The sequence below is a fragment of the Salinilacustrithrix flava genome (assembly GCF_041228405.1).
Classification (GTDB): Bacteria; Actinomycetota; Acidimicrobiia; order Acidimicrobiales; family Salinilacustritrichaceae; genus Salinilacustrithrix; species Salinilacustrithrix flava.
On record NZ_CP133888.1, the window covers coordinates 3,878,242 to 3,893,258 of the forward strand.

At 73.2% G+C, this 15,017-nt stretch carries 13 protein-coding genes; 3 read left to right on the top strand and 10 right to left on the bottom strand.

Annotated features, from left to right (window positions below; all coding sequences use genetic code 11):
- Nucleotides 1-14 precede the first annotated feature (14 nt).
- Nucleotides 15-623 (bottom strand): TetR/AcrR family transcriptional regulator, encoded by a 609-nt coding sequence (locus tag RGQ06_RS19020; RefSeq protein WP_432427958.1) that lies wholly within the window; start codon nucleotides 621-623, stop codon nucleotides 15-17.
- A gap of 85 nt (nucleotides 624-708) precedes the next feature.
- Between RGQ06_RS19020 and RGQ06_RS19025 the strand changes: the two genes are divergently transcribed.
- Nucleotides 709-1,659, top strand: a complete 951-nt coding sequence (locus RGQ06_RS19025; protein WP_432427959.1) for a DUF808 domain-containing protein — start codon at nucleotides 709-711, stop codon at nucleotides 1,657-1,659.
- Between the two features lie 7 nt (nucleotides 1,660-1,666).
- On the opposite strand, the gene trpD is transcribed toward RGQ06_RS19025, so the two are convergent.
- From trpD to RGQ06_RS19055, 6 genes are all read right to left on the bottom strand, one after another.
- Nucleotides 1,667-2,725, bottom strand: a complete 1,059-nt coding sequence (gene trpD, locus RGQ06_RS19030) for an anthranilate phosphoribosyltransferase (RefSeq protein WP_432427960.1) — start codon at nucleotides 2,723-2,725, stop codon at nucleotides 1,667-1,669.
- Between the two features lie 22 nt (nucleotides 2,726-2,747).
- On the bottom strand, nucleotides 2,748-3,050 hold the full coding sequence (locus RGQ06_RS19035) for a WhiB family transcriptional regulator (RefSeq protein WP_432427961.1): 303 nt from the start codon (nucleotides 3,048-3,050) through the stop codon (nucleotides 2,748-2,750).
- 45 nt (nucleotides 3,051-3,095) lie between these two features.
- Nucleotides 3,096-3,350, bottom strand: a complete 255-nt coding sequence (locus RGQ06_RS19040; RefSeq protein WP_432427962.1) for a helix-turn-helix domain-containing protein — start codon at nucleotides 3,348-3,350, stop codon at nucleotides 3,096-3,098.
- 116 nt (nucleotides 3,351-3,466) lie between these two features.
- Entirely contained in the window at nucleotides 3,467-4,066 is a 600-nt protein-coding gene (locus tag RGQ06_RS19045; RefSeq protein WP_432427963.1) for a DUF3501 family protein, read from the bottom strand.
- A gap of 127 nt (nucleotides 4,067-4,193) precedes the next feature.
- Nucleotides 4,194-4,616: a rubrerythrin family protein gene (locus tag RGQ06_RS19050; RefSeq protein WP_432427964.1), complete on the bottom strand. Its 423-nt coding sequence runs from the start codon at nucleotides 4,614-4,616 to the stop codon at nucleotides 4,194-4,196.
- 46 nt (nucleotides 4,617-4,662) lie between these two features.
- Complete coding sequence (locus RGQ06_RS19055) at nucleotides 4,663-5,088, bottom strand: Fur family transcriptional regulator (RefSeq protein ID WP_432427965.1); 426 nt, start codon at nucleotides 5,086-5,088, stop codon at nucleotides 4,663-4,665.
- 167 nt (nucleotides 5,089-5,255) lie between these two features.
- Here RGQ06_RS19055 and RGQ06_RS19060 point away from each other — a divergent pair, with 167 nt between their 5' ends.
- Nucleotides 5,256-5,918, top strand: coding sequence for a DUF3566 domain-containing protein (locus tag RGQ06_RS19060; RefSeq protein ID WP_432427966.1), 663 nt, complete (start codon nucleotides 5,256-5,258; stop codon nucleotides 5,916-5,918).
- 7 nt (nucleotides 5,919-5,925) lie between these two features.
- Nucleotides 5,926-7,944 carry a transglycosylase domain-containing protein gene (locus RGQ06_RS19065; RefSeq protein ID WP_432427967.1) on the top strand — a complete coding sequence of 673 codons (2,019 nt, stop codon included), beginning with the start codon at nucleotides 5,926-5,928 and terminating at the stop codon, nucleotides 7,942-7,944.
- Between the two features lie 15 nt (nucleotides 7,945-7,959).
- Here RGQ06_RS19065 and RGQ06_RS19070 read toward each other — a convergent pair whose 3' ends face one another.
- Genes RGQ06_RS19070 through RGQ06_RS19080 form a run of 3 tightly spaced genes read right to left on the bottom strand, consistent with a single transcriptional unit; the run spans nucleotide 7,960 to nucleotide 14,956 of the window.
- A complete protein-coding gene (locus RGQ06_RS19070; RefSeq protein WP_432427968.1) occupies nucleotides 7,960-8,319 on the bottom strand; it encodes a VOC family protein in 360 nt (119 codons plus the stop codon).
- Nucleotides 8,316-11,798 carry a UvrD-helicase domain-containing protein gene (locus RGQ06_RS19075; RefSeq protein ID WP_432427969.1) on the bottom strand — a complete coding sequence of 1,161 codons (3,483 nt, stop codon included), beginning with the start codon at nucleotides 11,796-11,798 and terminating at the stop codon, nucleotides 8,316-8,318. The genes RGQ06_RS19070 and RGQ06_RS19075 overlap by 4 nt, the downstream gene beginning before the upstream one ends.
- The gene (locus RGQ06_RS19080) at nucleotides 11,795-14,956 is read right to left on the bottom strand and encodes a PD-(D/E)XK nuclease family protein (RefSeq protein WP_432427970.1); all 3,162 of its coding nucleotides are present in this window, start codon (nucleotides 14,954-14,956) and stop codon (nucleotides 11,795-11,797) included. Before RGQ06_RS19080 ends, RGQ06_RS19075 begins: the two co-directional genes overlap by 4 nt.
- Between the last annotated feature and the right edge of the window lie 61 nt (nucleotides 14,957-15,017).

Genomic DNA, 15,017 nt, shown 5'->3' on the forward strand with positions numbered 1-15,017 from the left:
CCGATCGGTGAGGGCTACTGGTCGGTGACCGGATCGCCGAGCGCCCCGACGAGCCGAGCGATCAGGATCTCCCACGCATCGGCTCGGGGTGGCTGCAGGTCGATGGCCCCGAACAGGAGGAACCCGAAGCCCACGGCGTGGCAGAAGCGCACGATGGCGTCGGTGTCGAGGCCCTCGTCGACGAGGCCGCTGGCCTTGGCGTCCTCGACCAGGGCGGCGAAGGTGGTCGCCCGCTGGCGGAGCAGCTCCCGCATGAGCTCGGCCACCTCGGCGTCGCGCCGGGCCGCGACGAAGGCCTCGAGCAGCAGGGCCTGGCCCTCGTCGAAGGGATCGGTGAGCAGGTGCGAGCCGACCGTGGTGATGACGTCCGTGACGCGGCCTTCGAAGCGGTGGTCGGCGAAGAGCTGCTCGAGCTCGTTGGTGGTGTGGGCCTCGATGGCCGCCAGCAGCAGCTCGGCCTTGCCCCGGAAGCGCCCGTAGATGGCGCCGGTGGTGAAGCCGGCCCGCCGGGCGATCTCCTGCACGCCGGCGCCGTCGTAGCCCTTCTCGGCGAACACCGCCGCCGCAGCCTCGATGAGACGATCTCGGGTCGGATCGTCGCTCACGGGCGCAGCATCGGTCATGGACCGAGGATAACGATGGTTATCGCCGGGGGCCACGATCGCGCCTCTAGGTTCTGCGCCTGCATCGGTGACGAGAGGACGTGAGATGGCTGGCGGTCTGGTCGGGCTGTTCGATGATGTCGCCGCGCTGGCCAAGCTGGCTGCCGCCTCCATCGACGACGTCGGTGCTGCGGCCGGGCGGGCGAGCATGAAGGCCGCCGGGGTCGTGGTGGACGACACCGCGGTGACCCCGGCCTACGTCCAGGGCCTGGCCGCCGAGCGCGAGCTGCCGATCATCAAGCGCATCGCCACCGGATCCCTGCGCAACAAGCTGCTGTTCATCCTGCCGGTGGCGATCCTGCTGAGCGAGCTCGCGCCGACGCTGGTCGAGGTCATCTTGATGTTCGGCGGCGCGTTCCTCTGCTACGAGGGCGCCCACAAGATCCTCGGGGCGGTCAAGGGCGACGACCACGACCACGACGTCCCCGCCGCGGTGCAGGGCGGCGACGCCGAGCAGACCACGGTCTCCGGGGCGATTCGGACCGACTTCATCCTGTCGGCCGAGATCATGGTGATCTCCCTGAAGGAGGTCATCGACGAGCCCTTCGTGTCGCGCATCGTGATCCTGGTCGTGGTCGCCCTCCTCATCACGATCGTGGTGTACGGCCTCGTCGCCGCCATCGTGAAGATGGACGACGTCGGCCTCCGGCTCGCCCAGCGCGACTCGGCTCGCTCCCAGCAGGTCGGCCGTGCCCTGGTGAAGGGGATGCCGATCGTGCTGCGCTGGCTGTCCATCGTCGGCACGGCGGCGATGCTCTGGGTGGGTGGCCACATCCTGCTCGTGGGCGCCCACGAGCTCGGGTGGCACGCGCCCTACGACCTGGTCCACGACCTCGAGGAGCTGGTCCACGAAACCGGATCGCTCAGCGGCGTGCTGACGTGGCTCGTGAACACCGCGGCGTCCGCGGTCCTCGGGCTCGCCGTCGGGCTGGTGATCGCGACCGTGGTCGACAAGCTGCCGACCCGGGATCGCACGCCGGAGCACCACCCGGCCTGAGCCGCTGTCAGCCGCCGGCGGGGGCCGTGCGCTCGACGACGCGGGCGAGCAGGTCCTGGGCGGCGCCGGCGTCGATCGCCGCCTCGGCCCGGCGCGCACCCTCGGCGATGCTCTCGACCAGGCCGGCGACGTAGAGCCCGGCACCGGCGTTGAGCACGACGATGTCGCGTGCCGGACCGGGTTCGCCGGCCAGCACCGCACGGGCGATGCCGGCGTTGGCGGCGGCGTCGCCACCCGGCAGCGCGTCGACGGCGACGGCGGCCAGATCGGCGTCGGCCGGCGAGTAGGTCGACGGATCCAGCACCTGGCCGTCGCGCACCTCCCGCACCTGGGTCGGCCCGGTGAGGGCCAGCTCGTCGATCGCGCCGTCGCCGTGGACGACGAGCGCGTGCTCGCTCCCCCGCAGCGCCAGGGCGCCGGCCACCAGGTCGAGGGAGCGGGGGTCGCCGACGCCGATCACCTGCCGAGCGACCCGGCCGGGGTGGGACAGGGGGCCGAGCAGGTTGAAGACGGTGGGCACGCCGAGCTCGGCCCGCACCGGCCCGGCGTGGCGCATCGCAGGGTGGAAGGCGCGGGCGAAGCAGAAGCCGACGCCGACGTCGCGGACGACCGCGGCGAGGGCGGGACCATCGAGGTCGTAGCCGATGCCGAGGGCGCCGAGCAGGTCGAAGGAGCCCGAGGTCGAGGAGGCCTTGAGGTTCCCGTGCTTGCACACGGTGGCCCCGGCCGCGGCGGCGACGAGGCACGCCATCGTGGACACGTTCAGCGCCTTGACCCGGCGGCGAGGGGACCCGCCGGTGCCCACGATGTCGATCGTGCCCGGCGGCAGCTCGAGAGGCGCGGCGGCGTCGAGCATGGCGCCGACCATGCCGGCGACCTCCTCGGCGGTCTCCCCCTTGAGGCGCAGGGCCACGATGAACGCGGCGAGCTGGGCCGCGGTGGCCTCGCCCGCGAGGATCGACGCGAGCGCCGCGGCCGCGTCGTCGCCCCGCAGGTCCTCGCCCTCGACCAGGCGGCCGAGGATGCGCGGCCAGCCACCCACGTCGTCGATGGTGGGCCCGCTCACGGCCGAACCGTCTCGGCGGCCACTAGGACGCCGCCCGGCGACGCCGGCGCACGATGCGTCGCCGCTCCCCCTCGGTGCACCCGCCCCAGACGCCTTCCCGCTCGCGCTCGCCGAGGGCGTACTCGAGGCAGGGCTCCCGGACGGGGCAGGAATCGCAGACCGCCTTGGCCAGGCTCGCTTCGTCGTCGTCCGCGGGGAAGAAGATCCTCGGGTCGAGGCCGTGGCAGGCAGCCCGTGCGCTCCAGCTGTTGTCCATGCTCGCTCCGCCGGGATGGTGGTCCGAGCCGGCGGGCCCGCCGGCGGCGCCGAGGTTGGCACCCGCCACGCCGGCGGCACAAGGACCGGACGGCGCGGGCGGAGCAAGTCGTCGCTAGGCGGTGCGGCCCTCGTCGGCGAGCAGCCCGGCGACCGCGTCGGCGGGGTAGCGACGGTGGCCGCCTGGGGTGCGGATGCTGGGGATGCGGCCCTTGGTGGCCCAGTCGGTCACGGCGCGCTCGGAGACCTCGAAGAGCAGTGCCACCTCGCGCGTGCGCAGCAGGCGACCGCCGAGGGTGTCCCGATCGCGGCCGTCGACCAGCTCGTGCACCAGCCGCTGCCGCTCCGTGTCACTCTTCGTCGCCACCATGCTCCGGATGGTAGAGAAAAACCGGAACCACTGCAAGTGGTTTGTTCCTCACGGAACGTAGTTTCACGTACCTCGAAACCGGACCCGGGGGCCGGAAACCGGCGAGCCGGCGGGGTTCAGGGCCGGAGGTCGGCCAGCAGCTCGGCGACCGTCTCCTCACCCAGCGTGGTGGCGTGCTCGTAGTTGTCGTGGGTCAGGGCCAGCTCGACCGGTCCTGCCGCGAAGGCCTCGATCTGGCCCGCGTCGAGCTCGAAGTGGATGTAGTGCACCGACGCCGTGATCTCCTCGCGGGTGAGCTGCTCCTGGTGCTCCTCGTCGGGGATGCACCGGACGACGATGCGGCCGTCGCCCTCGCCGATGCGCAGCTCGAGCGTCTTCTCGATCCCGACGAGGCGGGGCAGCCAGTCGCGCAGCGCCAGCTCCGACGTCAGCTCGATGAACAGGGTCAGCGCGAGCTCGCCCGGCTCGGGGACCAGCGGGTTGTAGACCCGCAGCTCGCCCTCGATCGCTTCATCGGTGAGCAGCTTCTCGACCCGTGCCATCTCCTGGATCTGGAACCGGATCGTGTCGCGGTTCTCGAACAGGACGGTGACGAAGGGACCGAGGCCGACGCGTCGGCGCCGCTTCAGGTCGATGACGTGGGCCCGGAAGTCGGCACGCTCGCGCTCGTACTCCCGCAGGTCGGCGATGTCGGAGAGGGTCAGCTTGCGGCTCATCGGTGGTCCTCGGATCGGCGTTGGGGTTCGTTCGGGAGGTGGTGACGTGGAAGGGGCCGGGTCACGACCCGGCCCCCTCCTCAGTCATTCGGTGCCGGACCGGTGGGGTCCGACGGCGGCGGACCGCTCAGGCGTCGAGCGACTCGAGGCCCTGCTGGAAGCGGCCGGCGTGGCTCTTCTCGGCGCGTGCGAGCGTCTCGAGCCACTCGGCGACCTCTTCGAAGCCCTCCTCGCGGGCGGTCTTGGAGAAGCCGGGGTACATCTCGGTGTACTCGTAGGTCTCGCCAGCGATCGAGGACTTGAGGTTGTCGGCGGTGGTGCCGACGGCCTCGCCGGTGACCGGGTCGCCGACCTCGGCGAGGAAGTCGAAGTGACCGAACGCGTGGCCGGTCTCGCCCTCGGCGACGGAGCGGAACAGCGCCGCCACGTCGGGGTAGCCCTCGACGTCCGCCTTCTGGGCGAAGTACAGGTAGCGGCGGTTCGCCTGGCTCTCGCCGGCGAAGGCCTCCTTCAGGTTCTCTTCGGTCTTGGAGCCCTTGAGCTCAGCCATGGGTGTTGCTCCTCGGTTGCTTGCTTGTGGTTACTGGGGGATGTCGTCAGGCCACCGGCTCGCTGCACGTGATGCAGCGACCGCGCAGGACGATCTGGGTGGCGTCGACGTGGAAGCCGCGAGCGGCGTCGACGTCGAGCTCGAAGGCGGGGACGGCGAGGTCGACGTCCTGGACGCGCCCGCAGCCGTCGCACACCAGGTGGTGGTGCTCGGAGACGTTGGGGTCGAAGCGCGACGAGCCGGTGCCGAGGTCGAGCTGCACCAGCTCGCCCATCTCGGCCAGGTCGTGGAGCGTCGAGTACACGGTGCGCAGGCTCACCGACGGCATGTCGGCCACGACCTCAGCGTGTACGGCCTCGGCGGTGGGGTGCGTCGGGTTGTCGTGCAGGACCCGGAAGATGCGCTCGCGCTGGGGCGTCAGCTTGCGGCCGGAGGACCGGAAGGCGTCGGCGAGGTCGGACGGGGAGCGCATCGGCCTCCCACCATAGGCCAAGGATTGCTGATCGACAATCGTTGTCGACCATCAATCGGTGCAGGCGGGCAGATCGGACGTCCCGGCGGGCCCGGACCCGCCGATGTCTGCCCGGTCGGGGGCCGGGGTAGGACCCCAGGCGAACGCCAGCCAGCGGAAGAAGCGACATGTCACTGCTCCACGACTCCAGGAACACCAGAACCCCCGACGACGAGGTGCTCGACGACGCGGTCGCGGATCGCGCCGAGCGACCGCTGCACGCCGACGACGACGGCGACACCGTCGACCTCACCGACGAACGCCGCACCGACGAGGCCGCGCCGCTCGCCGAGACCGACGATGACGACCACGACGGTGCCGACCTGGAGCCCGTCGACCACGATCAGCGTCCCGTGCACGGCCCCGTGCAGATCGACCCCAGCGGCCGGATCCCGTGGCGGGGCATGCGCATCCGGCGGGTGAAGCTGCTGTCGGTCGCGAAGCTCTCGTTCATCTTCTGGCTGCTGGCCTTCGGCGTGCTGCTCGGCACGACCGTCGCCGTCTGGAACGTGGCGCGGGCCTTCGGGTTCATCGGCGAGATCGAGACGACGGTGGTCACCTCCCTCGGGATCGACGCCTTCGAGATCGACGGCGGGGCCCTGTTCGGCATCGCCGCCGCCACGGTCGCGTTCCTCACCGTGCTCGGGTGGGTGATGACGATCCTGCTCGCCGCCGTCTACAACGCCTCCTGCGCCGTCTTCGGCGGCCTCGCCGTGGAGACCGGCCCGCTGAAGCGCCGCAAGCGGGTGTTCTCGCTGCGCCACCGCGGCTTCGTCACGATCCGCTCCTGAGGACGGCGTGACAACCCTCCGCCACTTCCTCGGCCGCCTCGGCCAGGTCGCCACCCTGTTCACCACGGTCGGGGTCGTGGGCATCCTGGCCGTCGTCGTCTTGTCCGCCTCGGCGCTCGGCGTCGCCCACGTCGCCCGCGAATCCGTTCCCGAGCTGCCCGACCCCGGGGTCGACGTCTCGGCCATCGACGACCTCCAGGCCGCCGTCGACATCGAGCTGTCCCAGCCTTCCGTCGTCGTGGACTCCCAGGGCGACATCATCGGCCGCTTCGCCGACGACGAGCGCTACGAGCCCCTCGAGGTCGGCCAGGTGCCCGAGATGGTCGAGCGGGTCCTGACCGCGGCCGAGGACGAGGACTTCCGCGAGCACAACGGGTTCGACCCGACCGGAATCGCCCGAGCGATGGTGCGCAACGCCTCCAGCGGCGGGATCGAGGAGGGCGGCTCGACGCTGACCCAGCAGCTGGCCAAGAACCTCTTCACCGGTGACGAGGACGACCTCGAGCGCAAGCTGCAGGAGCTGCAGGTCGCCATCGACGTCGAGGAGCGGTTCAGCAAGGACGAGATCCTCACGGCCTACGTCAACACCGTGTTCCTCGGCAACGGCGCCCACGGCTTCGAGGCGGCGGCCAAGGAGTACTTCGACAAGCCGGCGGCCGAGCTCACGATGAGCGAGACGGCCCTGCTCGTCGGCATCCTGCCGGCGCCCACGACCCGCAACCCCCGCACGAACTTCGAGGCGGCGGACGAAGCCCGCCGCACGGTGCTGGAGCGCGTCCGCTCCACCGGCAAGGGAACCTTCGCCGAGGTCGACGCCGCCCTCGCCGAGATCCCCGAGGTGCTGCCGCCCCGGCCCCGCTTCGAGAAGTTCCCCTACTACATGGACTACGTGCGCCGGTTCCTGCTCGACACCGTCGGCATGAGCGCCGAGCAGCTGTACCAGGGCGGCCTGCGCATCGAGACCGCGCTCGACTCCGAGCTGCAGTTCGTCGCTCGCCTGGCCGTCAACGACCACATCCCCGCCGGCGCCGGCCCGGAGGCCGCGCTCGCCGTGGTGGACCACCGCAGCGGGCTCGTGCGGGCGATCGTGGGCGGACGTTCCTTCGAGGAGGCCCAGGTCAACCTCGCCCTCGGCAGCGGTGGCGCCGGCGCCGGGCGCCAACCGGGCTCGTCGTTCAAGCCGTTCGTGCTGGCGGCCGCGCTCGAGCAGGGCTTCGTGCCCCAGCAGCGCATCGGCGCACCGCAGACGTACCTGCCGACGACGGTCCTCGACCCGAAGCCGGTGCACAACTTCACGCAGCGGGGCTACGGCCAGATCAGCCTGATCGAGGCGACCGTGCGCTCGATCAACACCGCCTACGTGGCGCTCACCGAGGCCATCGGCGCCCGCGCCGTCCGCGACGTCGCCTCGTCGCTCGGTGTCGGGGGCCTGCCCGGCTACGTCGGCCCCAGCATCGGCATCGGCGCCTACGAGGTGTCACCGCTCGACATGGCGATCGCCTACGGCGGGTTCGCCGCCGACGGCCGGCGCATCCAGGCCGGGCCCGTGACCCGCATCCTCGACTCGTCGGGCGAGCTCCTGACCGACCTGACTCCGGATCCGGCCGATCGTCCCCGTGTGGTGTCGGCGTACACGGCCCGGTGGGTCACCGACATCCTGCGCCAGAACGTCGAGCGGGGCACCGCCACCCGGGCGGCGTTCGGTCGACCGGCCGCAGCGAAGACCGGCACGTCGAACGACTACGGCAACGCGTGGCTCGTGGGCTACACGCCGGAGCTGTCGGCGGCCGTGTGGGTCGGTCACCCGACCGGCAACGTCTCCATGGTCAACACCGCCGGCTACGCCCGGGTCACGGGCGGCAGCATCCCGGCGCTGATCTGGCACGACGTCATGGCCTACGCCCACCGGGACATCCCGGTGAGCGGCTTCGAAGGCCCCCTCCCCGCCCCGGCGCCGACCCGGTCGCTCCCGGGCGGCCCGCAGCTCGGCGCCGACCCGCTGGAGCAGGCCGAGCAGCAGCCGTGATCTCCGCCCGTCCGCTCACCGGAGCGGGCGGGCGAAGCTGACCTCGTGACCATCGGGGTCGTCGATGTGGAAGTACCGCTCCCCCCACGGGGCATCCGACGGCGGCATCGACGGGGTGAGGCCGGCGGCGAGCGCACGCTCGTGCATGGCGTCGACGTCGTCGACGTGGACGATGAAGCGGCCCCAGTGCACCTCGGTCCGCTCGACCAGCTGCAGGTTGAGGAACCCGGAACCGACGCCGTAGCTGGTGAAGGGGGCGTCCGGGCCGCCGTGGACGACCTCGAAGCCGAGCGCGCCGTAGAACGCGCAGGACGCACCCATGTCGGTGACGCCGATGGTGACGGCGCTGAGGGACTCGGGACGGCCGGTGCTCATGCTCGCACCTCCCCCAGCAGCTGGCGCCGGACACCGCCCACGGCATCGGCGAGGTCGGCGATCGGCGCGTCCACCGCCTCGGTGCCTCGGAGGAAGAGGAAGTGGACCTCGGTCACCGGCCGGCCGGTGGCTGCCTCCAGCAGGAGGGCGTACGCCGCACCCTGGGGGGCGTAGCGCTCCAGGGCGTCGGCCACCGCCGCGTCGGAGGGCACGTCGTCGGTCTTGTAGTCGACGACCACGAGCCCGTGTCCGTCGTCGAAGCACAGGTCGACGAAGCCCTCGACGAGGTCGACGCCGTCGAGCCCGACCGCAGCGCCTTCGCCGACGATCGCTGTCGTCGGTGCGGCCACGTGCAGCTCGCGGTGGAGGTGCCCGGAGGCGACGGCGCGACGCACGAGCGGGCTGGCGACAGCGGCGCGGGCCTTGGCCTCCACCAGCTCCGCCGCGTCCGCCGGCAGGCCCTCCACCGCGGCCTGCCATCGGGCCAGGCCGCCCAGCTCGCTGCCGGCCGCGTCGGTGAGGTCGGCGTGCTGGAGCACGGCGTGGACCGCGCTGCCGATGCTGGTACCCGCCCGTCCCCGACGCCACGGCTCACGTTCGGGCGTGATCGGCTCGGCCAGGCCGCCGTCGTCCTCCGGGACGGCCGCCTGGTCCCGGGCGATGGCCGTGGCGGACAGCACGCCTCCCCCGCCCCGGGCCAGGGTCGCGGCGCGTCGTTCGGTGAACTCCTCGACCTGGGCCTGCCAGGTCGCGGTGCCGGGGGTCGCCTTCGGCGCCGTCGGCTCGTCCTCTGCGACGACCAGCTCGACGTCCTCGTCGGAGGCGGTCCAGCGCACCGCCAGGCCGTCCATGTCGCCGGCGAGCGCACCGAGACGGGACGAGATGCGGCCGCCGTGGCTGCGAGCGATGGCCGACCTGGTGTGGTGGGTGCTGACGATGAGGTGGTCTCGTGCCCGGGTGAGGGCGACGTAGAGGAGCCGGATCCGCTCGTGCTCGTCCATGGTCTCGTCCACGGTGCGCACGGCCTGGTAGCGGGTGGTCTCCATGCCCGTGCGCATCTTGAACTCGAAGCCCCCCTCGGCGGCGAACCGGACCGTGGCCCCGGTGCGACCGGTGGGGTCCTGGGCGGAGAGCCCGGAGACGGCGGTGATGCCGAACTCGAGGCCCTTGGCCCCGTGGATCGTGAGGATCCGCACCGCGTCGACGTCGGCCTCGGGCAGGACGGGGCTGGTGGCCCGGAGCTTGTCGTCGCGCTGCAGGTCGGCCCAGTGGAGGAACGCGCGCAGGCCGCCGTCCTCGGTGTCGGCGAACTGGCGGGCGTGCTCGACCACGATCCGGTAGAGGCGCCACAGGTCACGGTGGCGGCGGCCGGCGAGGCACAGCTCGAGGAGCCGACGGTCGCGCAGGACGGACTCGACGATCTCGGGCACCGCCTGGAACGGCGCAGCCCGGTTCCGGGCGCGGAGGTCGGCGAGGCCACGCTCGACCGGGTCGACCTCGTCGGGCGGCAGCGCGGCGAGGACGTCGGGCGGGCGCACGCTGGAGCCCAGGTAGGTGATGCGACCGTGCTGGCGGGTCCAGCGCAGCAGGTCGTCGTCGCCGCAGCCGTAGGCCGGCGAGCGCAGCGCGCCGACGGCGGCGATCGCGTCGCCCGGATCGTCGATGGCCCGCAGGATCGCCAGGAGGTCGGCGACCTCGGTGGTGCCGTACACGAGCGTGCCGCTCTCGAGCCGGTACGGGATCCCTGCATCGTCGAGGCACGTGCGCAGGTGGGACAGCGTCGTGCGGCTGGGCAGCAGGATGGCCATGTCCGACCACCGGCACGGCCTCGGGGCGCCGCCGGACTCCACGTACCAGCCCTCGCGGTGGGCGCGGCCGAGCACGGCGGCCACGTCGGATGCTTCGGCGCTGCGAGCGGCTTCGGCCCGGGGGTGGGGTTCGCCGTCGCCGAGCACCACCACGGCAGGGCCGGGGTCGCCGGGGATGGGCGGCCGGTGGGGTTCGAGGGCCACGTAGTGGGGTTGCGCGGTCGCCTGCGTGTCGGGCTCGATGGCGTGGCGGATGAGGCCGTCGTCGTCGCCGCCGAAGACGGCATTGCAGAACGCGAGCACCGGCCCGACGGTGCGGAAGTTGACCCGCAGGCTCGTGGCTCCGCCCGTGTAGCGCGCCGCGGTCTGGCTGAACAGGCCGATGTCGGCCCGCCGGAACCGGTAGATCGACTGCTTGGGATCGCCGACGAAGAACAGGCGACCCTCCTCGACGTCGACGTCGTGCCACGGGGTGGAGGTGTCGTGGGCGGGGTCGGCGGCGATGCGCACGGCCAGCTCGATCTGGATCGGGTCGGTGTCCTGGAACTCGTCGATGAGCAGGTGCCGGTACCGCTGGTGGAACCGCTGGCGCACGCTGCGCTCGGTGCGCAGCACCTGGCGGGCGAGCACCAGCAGGTCGTGGAACTCGAGGCGCCCCTCGCGCCGGCGGGCGTCGGCGTCGTCCAGCGTGTACAGGGCGATCTCCGCGCCGAGGCGGGTGAGCACCTGGTCGGTGAGGGCGGCCACGTCGGCGGCGATGGCGTCGATGACGGCGTGCCCGGCCTCGATGACGGCGGGCTTGGATCCGTCGGGCCAGCAGCCCTTGGTGCCGGCGTTCCTGTTCGGGCCCTTCAGCCCGGACGTGGCGAGCAGGACGAGCTCGTAGGGGTCGGACGCCGCGGCCCGCAGCGCCTCGCGGAGCGGGAGCGCGTACTCGGTGACCCATCGGGCGAGCCGGTCGCCCTCCGGGTCGGTGCACGCGGCGAGCATCCCCTCGATCTCGTCGATCCCCTCGATCCATCGGTCCACCCGCAGCACCGAACGGTCGACGTCGACGGCACGGTCTTCCTCGATGAGGCCGGCGTCGCGCGCCTCTTCGACCAGGTCCCAGTTCTGCCCCAGGGTGTCGGCGACGGCCTGCAGGTCCTGGGAGGAGATCCCCAGGGTGAGCGACATGCGCATCGTGTCGGCGAGGGCGTCGTCGTCGAGCAGCTGGTGCTCGAAGCGGCGCCAGCGCTCCTCGGCGCGCAGCGAGGAGCTGATGTCGTCGTGGACCTCGACCGCCGGGGGGAGCCGCGCCTCGATGGGTGCGGCCAGCAGGAGCCGCTGGGCGAAGGCGTGGAGGGTGCAGATGGTGGCCCGGTCGAGCCGGTCCAGGGCGGCGGCCGCCGACGCCCGCGCCTCGGGCGAATCGGTGACCCAGTCCACCTTCTCGCCGGCCTCGACCTCCTCGAGGGTGCGGCGGACGCGGGCGCGGAGCTCGGCGGCGGCCGCCTCGGTGAAGGTGATCGCGGCGATGGAGGTGACGTCGGCTCCGGCCAGCACGAGGGACACGACCCGGCTGACGAGCGACGAGGTCTTGCCGGACCCAGCTCCGGCCTCGACGAAGAGGGTGCTGCCGTGATCCCGTGCGATGCGACGCCGGGCGTCCTGGTCGACGATGTCGGTCATCGGGCATCCTCCGGGGTCGGGTCGAGCACCGAGGCGGAGCCGTCCTCGGCGAGCCGGCGCAGCGGTGCGAGCGACGGCTCGTGGCGGACCCGCTCCCACTCCTCGTCGCGGTCGCGCGGGCAGATCGAGTCGAACTCGCACCAGGCGCAGTGCTCGAAGTTCCCCCAGTGCCAGGCGTGGTCGCCGGGCCTCGCCGGGAAGCGCCCCGCAGCGATGCCGTCGGCCAGCACCCCGAGGACCCGGGTGAAGCGCTCCCGGAGCTCGGCGTCGACGGGGTAGCCCCGGTGCTCGTTGGTGTGCGGGGGTCGGAGGAACCAGTACCTGGCGTGCACCTCGGCGTCGCCCGGGACGTCGAGGTCGCGGTCGGCACCGGCCGCCATCGCATAGGCGACGAGCTGGATCTTGGTGCCGCCGGCCAGGGGGTCGCCCCCCTTGGCCTCGTCCTTCACGATGCCGTCGAAGGCGGCGGGCTTGCTGTACTTGTAGTCCCAGACCACCACCCGGGCGCGACCGTCGCCGTCGGTCCCCCGGTCGACCCGGTCGGCCTGCCCGGCCAGCTGGAGCACGCGACCGTCGCCGAGGTCGACGACCAGGGGCGGGGCGCCGTGGCGCCCGAAGGTGAGCTCGACCGCGACGGGCGCCGTGCCGAAGTCTCGACGCTGCTCCTCGTCGCCGGTGAGGGTGCGCTGGAGCACCCGGTGGATCTCGTCGCGGTCGTGGGCCCACCAGCGGGGGTGGCCGGTGATGCCGCGCGCTTCTGCGGCATCGCACTCCTCGTCGCAGATCTCTCTGAGCCGCTCGCGCGCGGCGTCCGACCACCGCTCGCCTGGTGCGGGCGCTGCGTCCGCGTCGATGACCTCGGCGAAGAACCGCTCGAGCACGCGGTGGGCCAGGGTGCCGCGCTCGCGGCCGTCGATGCGCTCGATCTCCTCGGGCCGGTCGCGCGAGCGGAGCCGGAGCGCGTGGGAGAAGAACCACCGGCGCGGGCAGGTGGCGTAGGTCTCGAGCGACGTGGGCGACAGGACCCCGAGCGCGGTCACGTCGACGCCGTCGCCGTCGAGGTTGCCGTCGAAGCGGGTGAAGGAACCGGAGCGGCGAGCCCGGAGCAGCTCGGTGCCGGCGACCAGCACGGGATCGGCGGCGGCCGGGTGCTCCTCGAACGCGCCCGTGCGCAGGAGCGAGGCGAGGGCGTGCTCCTCGAGGTGCAGCGCCGACGCCTCACCCTCGGCCACGGCGTGGAGCCCGGCTCCGTGGCTGGCCACGAGGGTGACCCCGGGGACGTGGTGGCCGGCCATGAGGGCTTCGGTGTCAGGACGGAGTCCAGCGTGGCGGTCGACCACCTCGACCAGCCACCGGCTGGGGACGAGGGCCCGCCCGGAGCGCTGGTCGTTGCGGGCGTAGGTGACCAGCCGGTGCGCGCCGGCCGAGGCCAGCGACGCGAGGAACGCCCGGCGCTGCCGGCGCTGCTGGTCGTCCACCGCGGCGAGCCCGACCGTGCGGCGCAGCTCGTCACCCAGCAGGGCGTCGTCGCCGGCGAGGCGGGGCAGGTGCCCCTCGGCGAGGCCGACGACAGCCACGGCGTCGAGTGGGATGAGGGGTGGCGCGTCGACCGTGGTGACGAGCAGGCCGGTGCCCGTGCGGCCCTGGCGGGGTGCGGGTGCGTCGAGCACTGTCCGGATGGTGTCGCGCACGACCTCCGGGGTCGGCGCCGGCTCGAGCTCCTCGAGGGCCGCGAGCCGGGCCAGGGCGAGCCGGATCGTGGTGTCCGCGTCGAGCTCGACCGCGGACCAGCTGACCCGGCTGCGCGCCGGACCGCAGAGGCGGTCCAGCGCGCCGCCCGCCCAGGCCGCGACGTCGGGCCACCTCGTCGGCAGGTTGGCGCACAGCGCGTCGAGGGCGTCGACCGCCTGCCGGAGCTGCGCATCGAGGTCGAGGCGGTGCTCGATCCACCCGGTGTCCTCGTCCCCGTCGGCGGCGGCGAGGCGGGCCTGCAGCCGGGCCTGCTCGGCGTCGAGCGTGGCCCGCCAGCGAGCAGGGTCGCGGATGACCCCGAGCCAGCGCGTCCGCTCGTCGAACGACGCCGCGGGCAGCGGCCGGGCGTCGGCGTCGACCACCACCCCGCTGGCCCAGAGGTCGACGACCTCCTGCCGGCCGAAGCGGGAGCGATCGACCTCGAGCACGCCGAGCAGCACCCGGCCGGCGACCGTCTGGGCGAGCCGACGGGTGCTGGGACCGGAGAACGGGACCCGGGCCGCCTGCAGGACGTCGGCCACCACGCGCGCGTAGGGCGACCCCGACGGGTGCACGAGCGCCATCCGGTGCAGCGGCGTGCCCTCGTCGGCGAGGGCGAGCAGGTGGCGCACGGCGACCCGCACCTCGTCGTCGATGTCGTTGGCCGAGACCGCCTCGGTGATCTCGGGCAGCTCCGCCGCAGGTGGGGACGTCTGGACGAGCCGGGCGAGGTGGGTGGCGAGCGCGTCGTCCAGCGGCCGATCGCCGGTGGCGCCCAGGAGGAGCCGGACGGGGCGGTGGCGGGCGATGGCCTGCAGGAGGTCGAGCTCGGCCTCGGTGAAGCGGTCCGGCAGGTGGACGAGCACCGTGCCGAGCGCGTCGACCCGGGGCCCGCCCTCGCACGCGACCTCCGTCGCCAGCCCGATGACCGCGTCGGGACCGAGGGGACCGAGCCGGGCCCGGACCGCGTCGCGCAGGCGCACGACATCGGCGGGAACGGGCCCGGCGGCCCGGATCTGGTCCAGGGCGCCCTCGCCGAGGGCATCGACCTCGACCACGGCGGCCGCGATCCGCTCCCACGTGACCCGGTGCTCGGCGATGGGCCCGAACCGGCCGGGCTGCTCGTCCAGGGCGACGCGCACCGCGGTGACCACGAGCTCGCGGTCGACGCCGGCACCGAGGCCGGCGTCGGCCAGGCGCGGGGCCGCGAGCTGCTCGGCCACCGCCCCGAGGGCGTGGAACCCCACGCCGACCGAACCGCCGGCCCGGCGGGCGAGGGCCCGCCGCGTGGCGACCGCAACCGACGGCGACGGCGTGACGACCGTGACCGGCGCCAGCGGACCAGCGGCGCGTGCCGCCTCCACCGCATCGTGCAGCGCGCCGAGGGCGGCGTCGCCATGTGCGGTCCACTGCACGTCGAAGGTCATGGGGCGAACGTACCCGGGGGGTGTGACGGGAACGGGAGCCCGCAGCCGGCGTCCGGGGGCA